The sequence below is a fragment of the Millionella massiliensis genome, from assembly GCF_900104655.1.
GTDB lineage: Bacteria > Bacteroidota > Bacteroidia > Bacteroidales > Rikenellaceae > Rikenella > Rikenella massiliensis.
On record NZ_FNWD01000002.1, the window covers coordinates 2095783 to 2116078 of the forward strand.

A 20296-nucleotide genomic window follows, 5' to 3' on the forward strand; every position below is an offset into this window, starting at 1 on the left:
GTATGGGGAATTTATGGGGTAGGGAGTGTGTTTATCGATATTCAAGCCATGCGGTGGCGCGGGTGGGGGTGTCGCTGCGGAAGCGGATCCAACGGGCCTGGAAGGTGTCGGGCAGTTGTTGGACGAGGGGTTGTCCGGGGCGGACGGTGTAGGTGGCATAGGTCACCCAGTCGCCGTTGCCGGTGGGGTCGGCTTCGAGGGTAATGACTACCGGGCTGGAGGCGGTGTGCTCCAGGCGAAGCTCTTTGTGGTCGTAGTCGGCGATGAGGTAGGGGTCCGAAGGGATGCCGGCTTCGACCGGCGTGTCGAACCAGGGCCCGCCGTGACCGGTCGGTTTACCCATCTTCCAGAGGTCGTCGATCGCTCCGGCCCATACGGCGGCTTTCCCGTCGTCCGATACGATAATGTGGGGATTCTCCTTGCCCGCTGCGGGGTCGATCCCGGTCATAATCAGCATCCCGCGGTACGAGGCGTAGTCTTCGATCCGGTACGGGTGGGAACTGATGGGGCGTATCTTGGCGAAGCCGTCGGCATTCTCGGCCGGGAGTTCGTAGAAGGTCCCCATGCAGGAGAAGAGGTCGCGTTCGGTGGCTACTTCGCGACCCAGACGCAACTTGCCCTGAAGGGTAAGCGAGCGGCAGGCGTCGGCACCGAGGGGAAGACGCCATCTGCGGTTTTGGTCGTCGACAATCAGCACCGAAGAGCTGTCGATCGTGATGACCTCCTGCGGAATGGCAAAGTGGGTGCGGATATAGTCGGCCGTTTGCGGGTCCTCCTTGCGGGTGAGGGTCAGTTGTTCGCCCATCTCGTAGTAGCCGGTTTCCGAGGTGGCGTCCCCCTCCGAGGTGGTGGCCAGCAGGCCCAGTGCACGACGGTCGTCGCCCAGACCGTAGAGCAGGCCGCCGGTCGTGGCGTTAGCGTCCGCGGGGCTCAGCCCGGCGAAAATGGGATCGGGCGCGGAGGTGCGTTCTTCCGGCTCGCTGTAGCAGAAGGTGGCGGTGGCCATGGTGCTCTGGTCGGGGGTCAGGCGGATCCACTCACCGCGCTCACCGGCGTCGAAGACCACGTGTTGCGATGCACCGGGGGCGATTGTAACGCGTTGCAGCTCCTGCCAGCGGTCGTTCCCTTCCGCATCGGTCTCGATGGTGAAGGTGACGGCGGTGGTGCCTTCGTTGGCGATCCAGCAGCTGCGCCGGCTCCAGCCGGCAAACAACATCGGTTCGGAGGGAACGCCTCCCTGCAGCTGCTCGTGGGCCCATACGCCGCCTTCGGAGGTGACGGGACCCAGGTTGTCCGGGGTGTCGAGGGCGGTGAACCACAGGTTCGAGTTGGACTGGCCGAAGCCGCCCACGCCGCCTTTTATTTTACGTTTGTTGAGGAACTCTTTCTGGGCCGAGTCGTCGCATCCGAAGACCAGCCGGTCTTTCCAGCGGGCAAAGTCGCCGATGACCTTCAGATAGGCCGAACGGGGCCGAATGCCGGCACTGTTGGCGACGGTGAACGTCCCGGGGAAGTGCCAGAACATGCCGTGCATGGTCATCAGGTATTCGGGTTCCCGGTCGCTCCCCACGTTGCGGATGCGGGGCCATTCGGTGTTCCATCCGTGGGCGCCGTCGTAGCTGTGGCTGGCTTTGGGCAGGCGGTAGAAGTGCCAACCCGTTTGTGGTTCGCGTACGCCGAGCAGCAGCGATTTGTGGTCCCAGCCCAGTGTCCAGATCGGATCGGTGGCGGGATTGGGGTTTCCGTAGATGCCACCGGGGCCGGTGACTTCGGTGAACTGGTTGCGGCGGATCACTTTCCACTCCGTGCCGTCCCATTCGGCCAGCACGCCGGCTTCGACGTCGAAACGGCGCATGGCTTCTTCCGTGTTCTCGCCGTTATTGGCGAAGACCATCACGCCCTGCCCGGAATAGAGGCCTTTGCCATGCACGCCGGGGAGCAACGGGTTGCCCGAACCGGTGACCAGCGGTTTGCCGTTGCCGTCGGGGTAGAGCTCTTTGACCGCGAGGGTGTGTACGTCCACTTCGTAGAACCCCTCTTCCATGGTTCCGTAGTAGATCTTGTTGGCGGGGTCGGTCATGTGGCGGGCGTTGCCGGTGTGACGACCGGGCATGGTGGTGTAGGGAATGGTGCGGACGTGTCCTTCCCGGTCGATGGCGTAGGGGCCGATGAACAGTTGTTCGCTCTCGCGGTGGATCATGCGGTTGGCGGGGGTGCCGCCGATGCTGCTGTCAAAGGGGACCTGTCGGAGATCGGGGGTGATGGTGTAGAGCTTGTCGGACGAACCGTTGGGCAGGTGGGGCCCGTAGGTGACCACCCAGAGCTGGTCGCCCCACGGGACGATGGCTCCGGTGCCACATTCGCCCTCCTGGTTGTACATGGCCAGACTGGGGTAGATTCCGGAGATCGAAGCGGGCTCCGGACTGCCACTCGGGGCGGAGCTGCATCCTGCGGCAAGCAGGGCAAACAGTCCCAGTGTGGAACTGATGCGGGTTTTACGAAAGTTCATGTGCGGTAGGAGATAAATAAATGTATGGGGTGCATATATGTTTTTCCTGGGGGAGGGACTGTCGTGTCCTGTGCGGTTTTGTGCAGCGGGGTGTTGCCGAATGACATCGGAGTGTCGGGCCTCTTTCCTGTGCGGGTAGTAAACAAAACAGCGACTGAGCCTTTCCTTCGGAAAAAGTCGATCGCCAAGATAGGAAGAATCGGCTGTTTTTACAAGCGGGACGGATCGGATGGGATTTGTCGGCTGGACCTGAAAATACAGGAAAAAGGTCAGTCAAGGGAACTTGCAGGGAGCTCCTTATTGTATTTTATGGAGATTTGATAACCGGCTTCTATTCTTTTGAAAAGATAGAATATATTGGTTTTAATATTGTTTGTATGGAGATTGAATTTTTCCGGTGGCGATTCGCAGTGGAAAGGTATTCTGAGGGTAACAGCATTTTTTGTGTTTTTCGGTCCGAAAGAGGTTGAACACAGGTAAAATGCAGGCAGGGATTCTGTCTTCGGTACAATGACGGTGGAGAAAGTGTGGCTGCCTGATCGGAGAGGGGGCGGAGGAGGGCCGGTCGGACGGAGTTGCCGGATGGGGAATCGGACGGTTGGGGGTTCTACCAACCAAGGTTTTTTTTGTCAGGACAGGATACGGATCCGGCGGAGTCGGTCACTTCCAAGTGTTGCGAGCCTTCGTTTTCGACGGTTGTTTCCCCGGCGGCCGGAGACAGACGGTGACGCTCTTTCAACGGCAGGAAGACGGGCAGGTAGAAGAGGATGGCGATGATCGAGAAGACCATGCCTCCCATGGCCCCTGCCGCGAACGAGAACCAGAAGGGCTCGCGGCTGATGACCACGAATGGCACGAGTCCCAGTACGGTCGAGAGCACCGTGAGCATGATGGGAATGATTTTACGGTTGTAGGCCCGCAGGTAGGTGGTCATGCCGCCCCGGATACCCTTGCGGCGGAAGATGTTGTAGTCGTTGATCAGGTAGATGCCGGCGTTGACGACCAGTCCGCTGAGCAACACGAATGAGGCGAAGCCCCCCTGGTCGAACTTCAGTTCGAAGAGATAGAAGGTCAGGAAGACGCCGATGAACGAGATGGGAATCATCGAGATGATGACCAACGGTTGTCGCAGTGATTCGAACAGTACGGCGCAGATGAAGTAGATGATCAGGATCACGAGTACCAGCAGCCAGTAGGGCGAACTGCCTCCCTCGCCTCCCCACCAGCCCCAGCTGCGGTTGCTGACCACGCTGTAACCTACGGGGAGCTCTTCCTTGAGCCGGTTGATCTGGCGATCGGTGAAACGGGAGGCCAGTTCGTAGGAGCCGACGAAGTCGAAGGCGACCAGCAGTGAGTACTGTTGGTTGTATTTGTAGATGTTGTTGCCGGATTTGCGTTTGGCCATGGTTCCCAGTTCGGAGAGCTTGACATCGCGTGAGCCGACCGTCAGAATGTCGTTCTTCATGTGCCAGGCGTCGAAGCGGTCGGCTTCGGACGATACCAGTACGGCCCGTTCGATCTGGCCGTTGCGGTAGAACGCGGGCAACGAGTTGCGGTAGAGTTGCTGGCTGAGGGTCTGGTAATATTCGGCGGGGCTCAGTTCGTAGAGCGCAAAGCGGTCGAAGTTGAGGTCGAGGTAGAATTCGGTCCGGTTGTCGCCGCCGCCGTAGCTCATGCGGCCCATGATCTCGGGTTCGGAGACGCGCGGATTGGTCGAGATCGAGTCGACCAGCTCTTCGGCATAGCGGTAGAGTTGTTCGTAGTTGTAGCCGTAGAGGGAGATCTGGTTCTGTTTCCAGCCCGAACTGAGGCTGTTGTTGAAGCCCTGTCCCACGCCATAGATCGTCCAGTCGGCGCCGCCCAGACTGAGGGCTTTGATGGTGGCCAGGTCTTTGAGCCGGTAGGCGAAGCCTGCTTTGTCGGCTTCGGGCGTGAAGGTGACGGTGATCTGGCTGTTGTCGTAGCTCGAGATGCTGGTGCGGAACATGTCGATCTCGTCGAACCCGCTCAGGAAGTTCTCCATGTCGCGCATGGTCTCGTTGAGCTGGTGGACGGTGCACCCTTCGGGCAGCGAGGCGCGGATAATCAGTTGGGTGCGTTCCGGGGTGTTGTAGAAGTCGGAGGTGTAGACATCTTTGGCGAAAAGGCGGAGGCTGCCGCCCAGAGCCGTTTCGACCCAATCCTTGGCTTTTTGCTGGTAGAAGTCGCTGCCGATGGTGGCGTTGTAGGCGCGAACCCAAAGGGTGGAGTCGCGTTTGGGGTCGTTGCGGTGCTCGATCTTTGCCGGGAGCAGCTGGACGGGGAGTCCGAAGCCCAGAATGGCCACCACGATATAGACCCACCGCAGGCGTCGGCTGCGCAGCAGGAACCGGCCGTAGAGGCGGGTGAAACGTACGACGCGGCGTTTGGGGCGGGTGCGGAATCGTTTGAGGCGTTGTCGGGCGCGGTGGTAGATGGGGAATTTGTCGATCAGGGCGGGGATGAAGAGCACGGAGATGAACATCGACACCACCAGGTTGATGACGATCACGGCGCAGAAGTCGACCAGGTTGTCGCGCTGTCCCTCGGGCAGGAAGAGCACGATGCTCAGTGCACCGATGGTGGTGAGCAGGGCGCCCATGATGGCCAGAAAGACGCGGCGGTTGCCGAAGCGTCCGTAGTGGTCGATCATAATGATCGAGGTGTCGATAATCATCCCCAGCGAGACGGTGATTCCGGCCAGCGAGTAGAGGTGGATCTCCAGCCCGAAGAGGTTGTAGAAGATGAAGGCCACCAGTATGTTGCATCCCAGCGTGAGCACGATCATCCAGAGGTAGCGCCAACTGCGGCTGGTCAGGAAGACGAACAGCAGCAGGATCAGGATCGAGAGCCCGGTGCGCCAGTAGATCTTGCTGAGCTCGCCGCGGATGTAAACCGATGAGTCGTCGGCCAGGGTGATCGAGTATCCGTCGGGGAGTTCGTTCCGGATCTGTTCGATGCGGGCTTTGAGGGCGTCGGTCAGCACGAGGGTGTTGACGTGGCGCTCGGCGTAGATGGTCAGGTTGATGTTGTTCAGCCCGTTGATGCGGTAGTAACTGCTGGGGAGCTGCTGCCGGTGCCGGATGGTGGCGATGTCGCCCAGGCGGACGATTCGTCCGTCGATGTTTTTGATGATGAGCTGGTTCCACTGTTCGGGCGGCAGAGGCGACTGCTTGAGCTGGATGCGGATCTGTCGCAGATCGGAGGTGTCGGTTCCGGGGACCTGTCCCAGACCGATGGGGCTTTCGCGGTCGAGGGTGTTGAAGGCCGAGACGATGTCGCCGCCGGTGATGCCGAGCGGCGCGCAGCGGTTGGGATCGAAGGTGACGATCCATTCGAAAGGAGTGGCTCCGGCGACGGAGACCGTATTGACCCCTTCGATGCGCGACAGCGGGTCGGCGATATGTTCCTGGGTGTATTGTTCGATTTGCCAGGTGGGCAGGTCGGCGTTGATGGTGTAGGTGAGCACGGGCGAGGCGCTTTCACCGTCCATGCCGGTCGAGAGCGAGGGGTACGAGACCCCTTCGGGCAGCGAGGGATAGAGTTGTCGCAGGCGGGATGAAATTTCGAACCGGATGGCGTCCATGTTGGCGTCTTGCTTGAAGGCGAGCGACACGGAGCCGCCGTCCTTGTAGGACGAGGAGTACATCTCCTGGATGCCGGAGAGCGAGGCGAGCGTACCTTCGATTTTGGAGGTGACCTCCTGCTCCACGACGCGGGCCGAGGCGCCGTTCCACCCGAAGTAGACGGAGATCCCCTTCTGCCGGATGCTGGGCGAGTACTGGATATTGAGCATGGGGATCATGGCCGCGCCGATGAGCATCAGGGTGACCATGATCAGGATGATCCGGAAGGGGGAGGTATGTCGGAGTGGGCGGCTCATCTATTTTTCCCGGGGCGTTTGCGGTAGATGTGGTAGTAGAAGATCGGGATGAAGTAGACGCTGACCAGCGTACCGAAGATCATCCCGCCGATGATGGCCAGCGAGAGGGGGCGTTGCAGGTCGTTGCCCATGCCGCCGGAGAAGAGGAACGGAACGATGGCGAGGATGGTGGTCAGCGAGGTCATGATGATGGGTTTGAGGCGTCGGTCGCCGCCGGTGAGCACGGCGCGCAGGGGCGAGTATCCCTCTTTGCGGAGCCGGTTGAAGGTATCGACCTTGAGGATGGAGTCGTTGATGACGATACCGCTCATGACTACCAGACCGATCAGCGACATCAGGTTGATGCCGGAGCCGCACAGCCACAGGATCAGCAGGGCGCCCGAAATGTCGACCACGATTTCGGACATGATGATGAGGGGCTGGACGAGCGACTCGAATTGCGAGGCGAGGATGAAGTAGAGCAGCAGCAGCGAGACGCTCAGCACGAGGATCAGTTGGCGGAGGGTGTCGCGGCTGTCGAACCAGCTGCCCGAGAAGCTGACTTCGAAGTCGGGGTTCTGTTCCACGGCGTTGCGGATGGTGGCCATGGTGGTGGGGACCTGTCGGTCGGCGATGTCGAGGTTCAGCGGGTAGTATTCGCCCTCGGCGCCCGAGACGATGTTGCGCAGGTCGCGGTCGGGGCTCTCGGTGAGCAGCCGGTCGACCGGAATCTCGACCTGGTCGTCGGAGAGGATGGTCAGCGTCGAGAGTATCTGCCGGATGGTGCGCTCTTCGGTGCCGAGGGAGACGGGCAGTGAGTACTGGCCCTGGTTGATCTCCATGATCTGGTTCTGGTTGAAGGCGCTCTTGAGGGCGGAGTAGAGGGTGTTGTAGCTGACGCGGTAGAGTGACATCAGCTCTTGGTTGGCGTAGAGGGTGATGTGCTCCTGCCAGACGACGGGTTCGATCTCTGTGCCGCGGAGGCTGTCGCGCAGGGCGCTCAGCAGGGGGTTGAGCTTGTCGGGCTCGGCGCTGCCGGTGGTGGGGCGCAGGCGGGCCGTGAGCATGGCGTTCTTGTCGGCAAAGATCATTTCGAAGATGTTGCCGGCCTCTTCGGTCCGGAAGGCGGCGTCGGGATAGCTCCGCTGCAGGAAGCGTTGGGCGCGGTCCACGACGGGGGCCAGCGAGTCGGGATGGCTGACGCGGATATACGTGAGGGCTTCGTTGCCGGAGGTCTCGGTGGTGTGCGAGAGAACGAACTGCTGTTGGCCGGCCATCAGCGTGGAGTGGGTCACGGCGGGACCCAGGGCGGCGATCAGCTGGCGCGAACGGCGGGTGTTTTCGGCGTTGGTGATGGGTTGGTTCCAGTCCACGTGCAGGATCACGTCCTCCTTGTCGATGGGGGGCATGGTGGTTTTGTCCAGCTCGTAGTAGAAGAAGACTCCTGCGGCGGTGAAGCCGATCACGAGTGCCAGTACGGTGCGTTGGTGGCGGAAGACCCAGAGCAGGCTCCGTTCGTAGGCTCCGGCCATGTCGCGCACGCCGATTTTCTGAAGGATGCGGTTGCGTCCGCGGTGGGTCTGGTTGCGGTAGAGGAGGTGGTAGTAGACGGGGATGATGGTCATGGCCACGATCAGCGACGAAACCAGTCCGATGCTGACGGCCATGGCCTGGTCGTAGAACATGGCGCCGGCGATGCCGCTCAGGAAGATCAGCGGAATGAAGATCGAGCAGGTGGTGAGCACGGAGCTGAGCAGGGCGCTGAAGACTTCGCCGGTCCCGGCGATGACGGACTCTTTCATGGTCTGTCCGCGGTCCCACCGTTGGGAGATGTTGTCGATGACGATGATGGAGTTGTCGACCATCATCCCCAGTCCGAGCATCAGACCCGAGAGGGAGATGATGTTGATCGAGATGCCGAGGATAAAGAAGAAGAGCAGCGAGACGAGCAGCGACAGGGGTATGGTGAGGGTGATGAGCAGCGGTGCCCGGAAGTCCTGCATGAAGAGAAAGATGACCAGGCAGGCGAGGATGGCACCGACGATCAGGTTGCTTTCGAGGTTGCCGATCGAGTAGTCGAGCAGCTGGGTCTGGTCGCGGGTGAGGGTGAAGTCGATCTCGGGATAGTCGTTGCGGAGGTTGTCCACCAGGCGTCCGATTTCGCGTTTGAGGTCGCCCATGCGGGCGTCGGACTGTTTGATGACGGCCATCGAGATGGCTTCCCGGTCGTCCGAGAGGACGGTCCCCTGGCGTTGCTGGGGGCGTTCGACCACGTCGGCGAGTTCGTTGAGGCGGTAGAGGCGTCCTTCGATGTTCAGCGGTACCTGTTCGATGTCGCGGCGGCCGTCGAGGGTCGAGTTGAAGCGGATGTTGTACTGGTACTGGCCGTCGCGGACGGTCAAGTTGCCCATGTTGATGTGGTTGGCTTCGATGGCGGTCTGGAGCTGCGAGGGTTCGATGCCGAGTGCCTCGAGGCGGGCCATGTCGGGCAGAATGGCCAGTTCGGGGTAGAGGCGGCCGCTGAGGTCGACAAAGGCCACCTGGGGCAACTGTTCGAGCCGTTTGGCGATGACGCTGGCGGCGAAGTTGCTCATCTCGATGAGCCGGTTTTCGCGGGCGCGTTCGCTGAGGGCGCGGTTGGCTTCGTTGTCGGCCAGGGTGAGGTTCAGGTAGAAGGCGGGGATGTCGGTGGCGCTGGCCTTCACGACGGTGGGGCGTTCGATCTCTTTGGGGAGCGAGCCCATGGCGCGGTCGATGCGCTCGTTGACGTCGATGAAGATGTAGTCGATGTCGGTGCCGTAGTCGAACTGCAGGAAGATGATGCCGGAGCCGTCTTTGGCCTGTGCGGTGATTTCGTGCAGGTGGGAGGTCTGCATGAGTTGCGACCGCAGCGGGGCGATCACGGAGGCTTGCAGTTCGCGGGCCGACACGTTGGGGGCGTTGATCCGGACGGTGATCTGGGGGATGTCGACTTCGGGCATCAGGGAGATGGGCAGCATCCGGGAGGCCACGATGCCGAGCACGATCACGGCGATCGTACACATCGTGGCGGCGATGGGGCGTTCGATCAGTTTGCGGATCATTCTCCTGTGGGTTTAGCGTTTGATTTCGACGTCGGAGCCGTCGGCCAGGTTCAGGTTGCCGGAGATGATCACGGCGTCGCCTTCGTTGAGTTCGGCGCCGCGGTCGGTGTTGGCCACCACGGCGTGGGAGTCGCTGTTCGACATCTCGATCAGCACGTAGGTCCACATCGCCTTGCCGTTCTGAGGATCGTAGCGGAAGAGCACTTCGCGGTCGTCGCGCACGAGCACGGCGCTTTTCGGGACGACGAGTTTGCCGGGAACGGAACTTTCGAGGTAGACTTTGATGTTCATGCCGTCGATCAGGGCTCCGGGGTTAGGGATGTTGGCCGTGACGGTGATCTGTCCCTTCTCGTCCACGGTGGGGTTGATGTTGGTTACGCGGCCGGTGTAGCGTTTGGCGGGGTCGATGAAGGTGGCCACGGCGACAGTCTGTCCGACGCTCACGGTGCCCAACTCGCTTTCGAGGATGTTGAATTCGACGTCGAAGCTGCGGTCGTTGATGACCGAGCAGAAGAAGTCGCCTTTGGGGTTTTCGTGGGTTTTGGTCTGCATGTTGGCGATCTTGCCGGCGAAGGGGGCGCGCAGGGTGCAGTTTTCGAGGGCCATGCGGGCGCTTTCGAGGCTGAGTAGGGCGTCGTCGTAGCCGGAGCGGAGCCGGGCGATGCGCAGCGTCTCACGCGGCACGCGGGCTGTGTCGGCGATGTCGTACCCGAAGCCGAGCAGGGCATCCTGCAGCTCGAGGTCGGCTTTTTTCATGCTTTGCTGGGCCTGTTCGTATTTGAGGCGGGCGTCGCGGTCGTCGAGGCGGGCGATGACGTCGCCGCTGTCCACGGAGGTGCCGTTACCGCCGACGATCCAGGTGACGGTGCCGGAGGCAGGGAACTGGAGGTCGCTCTTCTGCTGGGCGCGGAGTTTGCCGTTGCTGATGAGTTGCGAACGGAAGGTGCCGCGGCGCAGGATGATCGTATCGACGGGGTTGGAGATTTCGACCTGTGCCTTTTTGTTCGTAGTGGTGTCGGCATCGCCGGGCTGCGCTTCGCCGCCGGAGCAGGAGCCCAGCAGCAGGCTGCCCATGAGGAGATATGCGTAGTGGGATAGTTGCTTCATATCGGTGGGCGGGGTGGGTTATTTTTCGAGGGTGGTGGCGTCGAAGCAGGCTGCGATGTTGCGTTGGTGCAGGAAGTCGAACAGGGTGTATCGCTGGATGGAGAAGTAGTAGCTCCAGTAGTTCTGGAGTTCGGTGAGGTAGCTGCTGTGGGCCGAGTTGCGTTCGCTTTGGGCTGTGTTGAAGTCGAGGACGCTGATCTTGCCGGCGGCGAACTGGCGCATCGACAGTTCGTAGCGCTGCTGGGCTACGGAATCGGCGCGGGCCGAGATGGCACACTGGGCGTTCTGGTTGTTGAACTGCATGACGGTCAGGTAGATGTCCTGTTTGCGGTCGATGCGTTCTTTGTCGATTTCGGCCTGGGTCACTTCGAGTTGCGAGAGGGCGGTGCGTACGCGGCCTTTGGCCACACCGCCGTCGAAGATCGGCACGCTGATGCCCATCTGGATGGTCTCTTGGTCGAGGGGGTTGCGGTAGGCGTCGGCAAAGTTGTTCCCTACCTGGTTCAGACCGAAGCGGGCATAGACGGTGGCTTGGGGACGCCGGTTGGCTTTGGCCTGGGCGACGCTCATTTCAGCTTCGAGCTGGCTGATGCGGTTCTGGTATTCGAACGAGGTATTGGTGAAGGCGAGCCGATAGGCTTCGTCGATCGAAATCTCGATGTCGGCGACGTTTTCCGGAATCTCGAGGATCACGGTGTCCTGTTCGTCGTACATGAGATAGGATTTGAGCTGTGCGGCGGCCAGGTCGTGCTGGAGTTTGTTGGTGTTGATCGACATCCCTTCGTTGAGCAGCTGGAGTTCGAGCTGTAGCAGGTCGTTCTTCGAGATGGAGCCGATCTGGAACCGTTCCTGTGAAATTTTATAGAGGGTATCGGTGTTGGCGTGGTTCTGGCGGGCGATGGCGAGGTTCTGCTGGGCGACGAGTTGGTTGAAGTAGAGCGCCACGGCCTGGCTGGTGATGCTCTCCATCGATTCGAGGTATTCGTATTTGGCCTTTTCGTACCGGACGGGCTCGATGCGTTTGTCCCACTTGAGCTGGTTGAATCCGCCGATGGGCTGGTTGAGGATCAGGCTCACGGGAGCGGAGTTCCAGGTGACGTCGCGCGAGGGTGAAAACTGGTCGAGGCGGGTCAGTCCGGTGTAGAGCTGGATGTTACCGCCCGTGGCGGCGATGTTCTGTTGCAGATAGAGCCCCAGTGAGTTCTGCATGGCGTAGTTGTCGACGTAGTTGTATTCGCCGGTAACTGCGTTCTGGAGCGAGGTGTAGGATTTGTCGAAGTTGGGGATCGTGCCGCTCAGCGAGAGTGAGGGTAGCATTTGGGCCTTGTAGGAGCGGTATTCCCAGTATTGGCTGAGATAGGTGTGTTTGGCCATCATCGCGTCGATCGAGTAGTTTTGGGCGCGTTCGATGGCCTCTTGCAGGGTCAGCCGCACCGTCCGCGAACTCTGTGCGCAGGCTGTGCGGCAGAGTAGGAGGCCGCTCAGGGCGGTCAGAAGGCTGGTGATAAGGGTTCTCACGGTTGTCGGTTTTGCGGATTCTGACTACAAGTGTAATAATTTGAAATCTTTTTTCAAAGCATTTTTGTATAAAATTGTATTCTATGTGTATTTTTTATTCGCATGTGTGGTTCGCTGGTTTATGGTTGTGGTAATCTAGGTTCAAATTTTGTTTTTCTTATGATTTTGTCTTAATTTAGAAGGTTGATAACGGGTGTGATTTTTTCAATGTACCGTTTCGCGTGTGATTTCTTTTCGAAACACAGTGGGAGCATGGAAAGTGTAGAAGGAGTTAGTCTAATCTAAAATGCCTGTGCCTTATGAAAATCAGTCGATCAATCGGAAACCTTTGCGCTTTGTTCGGTGTGGCAACCATGTGGAGTTGCGTGTCTGCTCCCAAAAGTGATGACGGAAGTTTGCCCGGATGTCAGGATATTGTTTTGGACGAGATTTCGACGGTGCCGGTGCACCAGCGAATCGATTCAGTGTGGTGTGTGCCGCTGGAGACGACAGATAGCTCGTTGGTTTCCAGTGTGAAGGCTGTGGAAGTGATGGATGATCGATTTTATGTATTGGATGGTAGCTGTGCATCGATTTTGATTTTCGACAAGCAGGGGCATTATCTCGGCGGTATTTACGATCAGGGGCAAGGACCGAAAGAGTATATTCGAATTCTTAATATGGGATTGGATCGGTTGAATAAACAGATCGTGGTGAATGATGCGTTTTCTAAAAAATTGTTGGTTTATGACCGCGATGGTAATTGGGTTAAGACCATCCCGTTTGAATTTGGTCAGGGAATTGTTGTTCCTTTTAAGGAAGGGCGATTTGTGCAGGTTAATGATGGGCGTGAGCAGTTTTTGCCCGACGATATGCGGCCTTGGAATTTGACCTTGTTTGATGATCAAGGTCATCCGCTGGCGAACTGGTTGCAAGATCAGACGCCCAATCAAATCGATTTTTCGGTAGGAAGTAATGTGTGTACTTTAGATAATGGTGAATTGCTTTTTAGTCCATTGTTTTCGTCAGTATTTTATGTGGTTGGAGAGGACAGTATTGTTCCGGCATATCGGCTGGTAAATCGGTTGGATGGGTACAAATCATTGTCGGAATCGGATTTGCAGAATATGAATTATGTACATGGGAATGAGCAGTGTTCTTATAAAGATTATTTACGGCGTTCATATGTATTGCCGGGTCTGTTTCTGAATAATAATCATTATTTGTGTGCTTTTTTGAATGTTGGCGATAAACCATGCTATGTGTTGTACGATAAGGAAAATGGTCGAACGGAGGTGATCAGTTTCGAAAGAGGGACTCAGAATAATATCAGGTTCTATTCGGTCGATGATGTTTTGAAACGGTTGTTCAACTGCGTTCCTTTGTGTATAGATGGCAAGGCGTTCTATGTTGAGTTGAGCCATGCCCATAAACACATGATGGGCGATAAGGATCCCGGTCCGAAATTTGGCCCGATTTACGACGCGCTGGGCGAAAACGATAATCCCGTGTTGGTGGGATATACCCTTAAATCTGTTGATTCCGATGAGTAGCCGTAAAGATTATAAAGTTATCCTTTTCGGGGTGGTGTCGTGGTTGGTAATGAGTTGCGGAGGAGTTCCCGCCGTACAAGACAGCCCCATTGCTTCGGTACGTGGCACGGTGGTCGATATTCCGGCTCTGTTGGATACATTAAGACCGGTGCGTGCCGCATCGGTGTATGCAGATACAGCTTGTTTTAAACTTGTCTCATATTTTGACGCTACGGGCTGTACATCATGTAAGTTGAAAGAATTGTATGTTTGGCGGCGTATGTTGGCTTTGGATTCCATCTCATCCTGTCTGTTCGTGTTCAATACGTCGAAGATGGAAGCGCCTGTACAGACGTTGTCAAATTACCGGTTCGATTATCCGATGTATATGGATTCTCTGCAAATATTTGAGCACTGTTATCCCCAACTTTCCAAGATACAACAGTTCCACTCTTTTTTGTTGGACCGCGACAATCGGGTCATCCTGGTGGGATCACCTATCGGAAATTCAAAAATGTGGAATCTCTACAAATCGACCATTGAGCGTTTGAAAAAGAACGGTGGGGTCTTGGATGATGCGAATCAAGGGAATGTTGCGGGCGAAACGGGAGGGAAAAATGTTCGCTGATCCTTGCGTGTTAGTACAATCAACGAAAATTTAAATTGCGAGGTTTGCCGCTTTTCGAACAGTTGTAGTTTGAAAGGCGGCAAGTTTCTTTTGTACTATGCTCCAGACAGAATCGCCATACGAATCTCGGAAACAGTAGGCCTCTGCGACGGAACGGGATATCTTTGTTACAAGCCCTTATGTCGACTTGAAGCCCGAAGTACTTCAGTGCCCGTAAGTTCAAAACCATTTCGATCGAGATTCCCGCACATTGACTTTTGCGTGTTAGAAAGCTCTATCGAGTCTCTATCGACGCGGTCCTTTTCTCTTCGGGCCGCGTTCGAATAGTTGCAGTCAAGCCATTCAGACTTTTTTTGTGAGGGAGGGGCTAATGGATGATATGGATGTGGTTAATAGTGTAATGATGTGTTGAAAAGAAGAATGTGGTATGGTTTTATGTCTTTGACGAGGTAGTATGTGATTTTATATTATGGTTTTATTATTTTTTTTGAATTTTAATTCAAATTTTAATTATAAATTTGTTGGTGATGGGGTTCGGGATAGAACTCCTTTTGGTTTTTAATTGCTAATTTAGTCGCTATGAAAAAAATGACTAAAATTCTGTTGGCAACCGGCGCAGCGCTGGTGCTAACAGGTGGTGCGGTGACAAACTTTTTGATTGCCCAACAAAAAGCGGTGGTGCCTCAGGATGATTTGACATTGGCCAATGTTGAAGCGTTGGCTGCAATTCCTGATGAAATGCAAGAGAATATATATAGTTATGGTATTGATCCATCTTATCAATGCTTAATTGTGATTGATTATAAGGTATTTGAGGGCTGTAAAGTAATATGTTTTTCTGGGTCGGAGTATCTTGTTTGTGCTGATTGTGTCGCATTATAGTTTGTTATCGGCGGTCTGCGATAGCAGGCTGCCGATAATTCATTCAAACATTATTATGAAGAACAAAAGATTGGTGTTTTCGTGGATTCTTTCGGGGATGTTGTGCGTGCTGATGTGTGGGTGCGGTTCAAAAGGTAATCAACCGGAGGTTTCAACAGAAGGAGGCGAAGAGATCATTTTGGAAGAGATTTCGACGGTGCCGGTGCATCAGCGAATCGATTCAGTATGGTGTGTGCCGTTGGAGACGACCGACAGTTCTTTGGTATCCAATGTGCTCGCGGTAGAGGTGATGGATGACCGATTCTACGTATTGGATCGTAGTTGTGCTTCGATTTTGATTTTCGACAAGCAGGGGCGTTACCTTGGCGGTATTTACGATCAGGGGCCGGGACCAAAGGAGTATACTCGAATTGTCGATATGAAATTGGATCGGTTGAATAAACAGATTTTGGTGACTGATCAGTTTTCTAAAAAGTTGTTGGTATATGACAGCGACGGTAATTGGGTGAAAACTGTTCCGTTTGTGTATTGTGAGGGAATTGTTGTACCTTTTAAGGGAGGGCGATATGTGCAGGTTAATGATGGGCGTGAGCAGTTTTTGCCCGACGATATGCGGCCTTGGAATTTGACCTTGTTCGACGATCAAGGTCATCCGCTGGCGAACTGGTTGCAAGATCAGACGCCCAGTCGAGTCGATTTTGCAGTAGGAAAGAACGTTTGTACTTTGGATAATGGCGAATTGCTTTTTAGTCCATTGTTTTCGTCAGTATTTTATAGGGTTGGAGAGGACAGCATTGTTCCGGCATATCGGCTGGTAAATCGGCTGGATGGGTACAAATCATTGTCGGAATCGGATTTGCAGAATATGAATTATGTGCACGGAGATGAGCAGTGTTCTTATAAAGATTATTTGCGGCGTTCATATGTATTGCCGGGTACGTTTCTGAATAATGATCATTATTTGTGTGCTTCCCTGAATGTTGGCGATAAGCCATGCTATGTGTTGTACGATAAGGAAAATGGTCGAACGGAGGTAATTAGTTTCGAAAGAGGGACTCAGAATGATATCAGGTTCTATTCGGTCGATGATGTTTTGAAACGGTTGTTCAACCGCGTTCCTTTGTGCATAGATGGCAAGGCGTTCTATGTTGAGTTGAGCCATGTCCATAAACTCATGATGGGCGATAAGGATCCCGGTCCGAAATTTGGCCCGATTTACGACGCGCTGGGCGAAAACGATAATCCCGTATTGGTGGGCTATACGCTGAAACCGGTCGACGAGGAATAGTCGGCGCAGGGGCTGGATTCGTTTCGAACGGGGGGTGTGGAAGCACTGGTGGCGTGTTGAGGGTTGGATTCCAGCTGTTGAGCGACGCGATGGTGGATTTGTGTCGACAATTGCTTCCGCCCAACATTTGCTGAACAAGAGTTCCAGCCGGTATGTCTTTAGATTGGCGAAATTAATAGAGGTGTTTGACAAGGGCATATCGTATGGCCGTTGGGCAAGGCTGTCCTGTCGGACGGTTTCCGGCATTTTGGGCTAATTTGTCAGGTGAGGACATAGTCCTGTGGCTGGTGTGCGCTCTGTCGTATTGTGGAGGGTGGTTAAGGTGTCGCCTTGTGCTGTGTTCGTGTTAACGAAAGCCATGGATTGTTCGTTGTTCGGCTAATGGCTTAGTTGGGGAGTATCGTGGGTGATGGTCTTGTTTTGGGAGGGTGGTATGTGTCCCGGGAGGGTGTGGAATAGAGGGGTATCTGTTGCGAAACGTTGCGCTCTGCCTGTGGTGTGGCTGAGCATTGCATGGGTAATCATAAATTATAGAGTTGGCTCTTAATTTGCCTCGATCAGGCGAGTTAAGAGCTTTTCTTTTTTTTTGCGGGTTGAGTGGTCTGTTTTTTAGGGTATTGTCTGTAGTCGGATTGGGGTGAAGTAAAAAACGCGCTGTAGTTGTCGACATTTCGGATTATGAATGCCGTGGTCAAATGTTTTCAGGTGTCTGTTTCTTGTATTTTCTGTCGTATTTGATGGCTGGTTTTCGTGAGGTATTTTCCTGAAAGATGAGAAAAAAGTTGGAGCCTGTTTTTGGCTCGGTCGTGGAAAATTTGGGACTTTAACTGAGACTTGAAAATCGGGCCTGTCAGTAGGTGAAATAGGAAAATAGAATAAAAATCCATATCGTATAATGTGGTTTGTATTGAAAATTGTAATAAAAGGTCTTTTTGTTGCTTGTTTGTAGTAGTTTGTAATATGTATATTTGTATTGATTATTACTTTTGTGTTATAATAATGGATTATGCGAGTTGTGTGAATTTGTAATCAAAATAAATGTGATATGTAAATATTTGTGATTTTGTAATAAACTGATATATAGTGATATATTGTCACAAGGGTTGGTGTGGGTGATTATTTTTAGTTTTTTGAGTTGGTTAATAGGCTGTTTGTTAATAGCTTTGTGCTCCTGCGCGAGAGTTTGTGAAGAGAATAAATAGGAAATGCCCGTAATTGATTGTATGAAAACCTAGGGTCGATCGAGGGGATTTTTGCAGATTTGACTGCCGATTTTGAGTAGCTGGCGCGAGGGTAATTGGGGGATGTAAAATACAGAATCGCGAGTGTCGATTCGGACTGAAATCCCGGTCATGTCTGCCTTGAAAAGAGTCCATGAGATCTTGTCCTCAATTTGTCAAAAGATGATGTTTTTGGCCATTGTTGGACGTGGACCTGAAGGTGAAGCAATCAAATTTTACGATAACAGTTTTAAAAGACCCGCCTTGGCCGAATATTCAGCGTTGCAGGTTACAAAGTATAGCTCCCGAGGGAGAAAATTTATTGGACATAGACAACTGGCACGATGAGAAAGAATCTGTACATTCGATTGATCGTCTTTTGTTTTTTCTTGTCCGGGATCGTATTTCCAATCCGTACGTTTTCCCAGCAGGTGGGACTGCATACGAACGTACTTTACTGGGCGACAACCACTCCTAACGTAGGGGTCGAATGGCGGTTGTCTTCACATTATACCCTGTCGGCCACGATCGGCTACAACGCTTTCAATTTCCCGAATCATAACAACGCAGAGGGGGTCGCGACCAATCCCAAACTGCACCACTGGCTGGTAATGCCCGAGGCAAAGTATTGGTTCTGCCGGGCTTACGAGCGTCACTATGTCGGATTCCATGCTCTTTACGGACGGTATAATGTCGGGGGCCTGAAGTTCCCGGCCTTTCTGAGCGACGCCCGTTACAGAGGCTGGGGGGCCGGTGCCGGGATCAGCTACGGCTATCAGTGGGCCCTGGGAAAAAGGTGGGGGTTGGAAGCCTCGGTGGGCGTGGGCTATGTCTATCTGAACTATGACAAATATGAGTGCGGAGCCTGCGGCGACAAATTAGGCACCTATCGCCGCCATTGGATCGGTCCCACCAAAGCTGCCGTGTCGTTCATCTATTACATCCGCTAATCATGAAACTCTGTCGATTCGCTATATTGATTGCACTGCTGCTCCAGTGCTCGGTGTCGGCGCTATTGGCCAGTAGCGTGAATCCGGACACGCTCCAGTTGCAGCACGTTATCTACGGTTCGCCCTCGATCCGCTATCTGCTGAGTCCGCGGGCCGAGTGGGATGGCGACAGTTTGAGGGTGCGATTCTCGACCGAGGTCTCCGGACGAATCAAAAGCTCGTCGTCGCTGCATCTGGTGCCGATATACATCCTTGGACGTGATACCATTCGTTATCCCGAACTGGGGTATTTCTCTCCGTCGGGCGCCAAGTTCTATAAACGCCGCGAAGCCTTGTCTGATACCAAGACCGTCGGGCAGATATGTGTTGTCTATCGCCGAAGCCGCGGAGATGTCGATTACCAGGAGAGTATGCTCCTTCCGCAGAGTGTTACGGGACGTCTCCAACTGCAATATGTAAAGCGTAATTGTGGCGGCGCCCGTGTGCTGGCTTCGCTCCCGGTGGATGTCCCGGCACGTCCCGTTGTGCGGGATACGGTTTACGCAACTGCAGCGGCGCGTCTTCCGCTTCCGATGGCTGTTGTGAGCGTACCACTCTTTGAAACCAGCGTAACCTTTATTGAACCGCAGGCCGAAGAGGTCAAGTACCGTACTGCAACGGCTACCATTCGCATTACCTATCCGGTGGACCATTGGGAGGTCTATCCCGACTTTGAAAACAACGGTGCTGAGTTGCAGCGAATCGCTCAGATTCTGCCTCCGGTGACCGGTGATACTTCGACCTATCATATTCTTTCGGCTTCGATCACCGGTTATGCCTCTCCTGAAGGTACCTATGATCACAACTTGAAACTGTCTCAGAAGCGTGCCGAGGGGATGCGCAACTATCTGCAGGAACGTTACGGAATGTCGGTCGACCAAATCTCGGCACAAGGTCTTGGCGAAGACTGGGTGGGTTTGCGCGATGCTGTCGAGAAGAGTGATATGGAGGCTCGTGAAGAGGTGATCGACATTATCGATATGTACGACATCTTCAATGGTCGTGAAAAGACCCTGATGGATCTGCACGGCGGTGACCCCTACCGCTATATGTTGGAAAATCTTTTCCCTCCGTTGCGCCGTATGGAGATGCGGATCGACTACCGCGTTCGTCCGTTCGCTTTGGACGAGGCCGGCAGTCTGATCGATACTCGACCTCAGGACCTGAGTCTGTATGAGATGTATGAGGTGGCTCAGGCTGAAAATGATGATCAAAAGATTGTAAGACAGCGTGATGCTTATGGCCGGGAGTATGACGTCGCGGTGCACTATTTCCCGAACGACGACATTGCCAATATCAACGCCGCTTCAGCAGCTTTGGTGCGTGGCGATATGGAAATGGCGTGGGTATGTCTGGGACGTGTGATCGATAACCCGCTGGCGGCGAACAATCTGGGTGTATACCACTGGTTGTGCGGCAAGATAGAGGAAGCTCGAATGTATTTCGAAAAAGCGCGGGCAACCGACCCTGTACGGGCTGATTATAACCTTGAACAGTTGAAAAAATGGGAAGCTGAGTTCGGACAGAACCCAGGCAACACCGATTCCGCAGCGGATCACGCTGCAGAGTAAACGAGAATCGGATATACTGCAAACGGACGAACGGTAGCGACCGATGGAATGGACGAACAGAAATATACATCACACAACAGCGAGAGTGACCTCTCTCCTGCTTGGGTTGT

The 20296-nt window shown here is 54.8% G+C and carries 11 protein-coding genes; 6 read left to right on the forward strand and 5 right to left on the reverse strand.

The features are described from left to right. Window positions 1–31: 31 nt before the first annotated feature. The 5 genes from BQ5379_RS08105 to BQ5379_RS08130 form a co-directional block, all read right to left on the reverse strand. Window positions 32–2509 carry a hypothetical protein gene (locus BQ5379_RS08105; RefSeq protein WP_071134966.1) on the reverse strand — a complete coding sequence of 826 codons (2478 nt, stop codon included), beginning with the start codon at window positions 2507–2509 and terminating at the stop codon, window positions 32–34. Between the two features lie 607 nt (window positions 2510–3116). After that, on the reverse strand, window positions 3117–6410 hold the full coding sequence (locus tag BQ5379_RS08115; RefSeq protein ID WP_071134968.1) for an efflux RND transporter permease subunit: 3294 nt from the start codon (window positions 6408–6410) through the stop codon (window positions 3117–3119). After that, entirely contained in the window at window positions 6407–9472 is a 3066-nt protein-coding gene (locus tag BQ5379_RS08120) for an efflux RND transporter permease subunit (protein ID WP_071134969.1), read from the reverse strand. The genes BQ5379_RS08115 and BQ5379_RS08120 overlap by 4 nt, the downstream gene beginning before the upstream one ends. A gap of 12 nt (window positions 9473–9484) precedes the next feature. Continuing rightward, the gene (locus BQ5379_RS08125; protein ID WP_071134970.1) at window positions 9485–10579 is read right to left on the reverse strand and encodes an efflux RND transporter periplasmic adaptor subunit; all 1095 of its coding nucleotides are present in this window, start codon (window positions 10577–10579) and stop codon (window positions 9485–9487) included. An 18-nt stretch (window positions 10580–10597) separates the two neighbouring features. Beyond that, complete coding sequence (locus BQ5379_RS08130; RefSeq protein ID WP_083377660.1) at window positions 10598–12097, reverse strand: TolC family protein; 1500 nt, start codon at window positions 12095–12097, stop codon at window positions 10598–10600. Window positions 12098–12396: 299 nt separating this feature from the next. Here BQ5379_RS08130 and BQ5379_RS08135 point away from each other — a divergent pair, with 299 nt between their 5' ends. From BQ5379_RS08135 to BQ5379_RS08160, 6 genes are all read left to right on the forward strand, one after another. Next, window positions 12397–13629 (forward strand): 6-bladed beta-propeller, encoded by a 1233-nt coding sequence (locus BQ5379_RS08135; protein ID WP_083377661.1) that lies wholly within the window; start codon window positions 12397–12399, stop codon window positions 13627–13629. Continuing rightward, window positions 13622–14236, forward strand: a complete 615-nt coding sequence (locus BQ5379_RS11145) for a hypothetical protein (RefSeq protein WP_143039426.1) — start codon at window positions 13622–13624, stop codon at window positions 14234–14236. The genes BQ5379_RS08135 and BQ5379_RS11145 overlap by 8 nt, the downstream gene beginning before the upstream one ends. Window positions 14237–14815: 579 nt before the next feature. Next, the gene (locus BQ5379_RS08145; protein ID WP_143039427.1) at window positions 14816–15118 is read left to right on the forward strand and encodes a hypothetical protein; all 303 of its coding nucleotides are present in this window, start codon (window positions 14816–14818) and stop codon (window positions 15116–15118) included. A 55-nt stretch (window positions 15119–15173) separates the two neighbouring features. Then, window positions 15174–16406, forward strand: a complete 1233-nt coding sequence (locus BQ5379_RS08150) for a 6-bladed beta-propeller (RefSeq protein WP_071134974.1) — start codon at window positions 15174–15176, stop codon at window positions 16404–16406. Window positions 16407–17970: 1564 nt separating this feature from the next. Continuing rightward, on the forward strand, window positions 17971–18576 hold the full coding sequence (locus BQ5379_RS08155) for a DUF3575 domain-containing protein (protein WP_083377662.1): 606 nt from the start codon (window positions 17971–17973) through the stop codon (window positions 18574–18576). A gap of 2 nt (window positions 18577–18578) precedes the next feature. Further along, window positions 18579–20186 (forward strand): OmpA family protein, encoded by a 1608-nt coding sequence (locus BQ5379_RS08160; protein WP_083377663.1) that lies wholly within the window; start codon window positions 18579–18581, stop codon window positions 20184–20186. The last annotated feature ends 110 nt before the right edge of the window (window positions 20187–20296 follow it).

Excerpts from the sequence above, each read along its gene's own strand:
- BQ5379_RS11145 (WP_143039426.1), top strand. The coding sequence starts at position 13,622 with ATGAGTAGCCGTAAAGATTATAAAGTTATCCTTTTCGGGGTGGTGTCG.
- BQ5379_RS08135 (WP_083377661.1), top strand. The coding sequence starts at position 12,397 with ATGAAAATCAGTCGATCAATCGGAAACCTTTGCGCTTTGTTCGGTGTG.
- BQ5379_RS08145 (WP_143039427.1), top strand. The coding sequence starts at position 14,816 with ATGAAAAAAATGACTAAAATTCTGTTGGCAACCGGCGCAGCGCTGGTG.
- BQ5379_RS08115 (WP_071134968.1), bottom strand. The coding sequence starts at position 6,410 with ATGAGCCGCCCACTCCGACATACCTCCCCCTTCCGGATCATCCTGATC.
- BQ5379_RS08155 (WP_083377662.1), top strand. The coding sequence starts at position 17,971 with ATGAGAAAGAATCTGTACATTCGATTGATCGTCTTTTGTTTTTTCTTG.
- BQ5379_RS08150 (WP_071134974.1), top strand. The coding sequence starts at position 15,174 with ATGAAGAACAAAAGATTGGTGTTTTCGTGGATTCTTTCGGGGATGTTG.
- BQ5379_RS08125 (WP_071134970.1), bottom strand. The coding sequence starts at position 10,579 with ATGAAGCAACTATCCCACTACGCATATCTCCTCATGGGCAGCCTGCTG.
- BQ5379_RS08160 (WP_083377663.1), top strand. The coding sequence starts at position 18,579 with ATGAAACTCTGTCGATTCGCTATATTGATTGCACTGCTGCTCCAGTGC.
- BQ5379_RS08120 (WP_071134969.1), bottom strand. The coding sequence starts at position 9,472 with ATGATCCGCAAACTGATCGAACGCCCCATCGCCGCCACGATGTGTACG.
- BQ5379_RS08105 (WP_071134966.1), bottom strand. The coding sequence starts at position 2,509 with ATGAACTTTCGTAAAACCCGCATCAGTTCCACACTGGGACTGTTTGCC.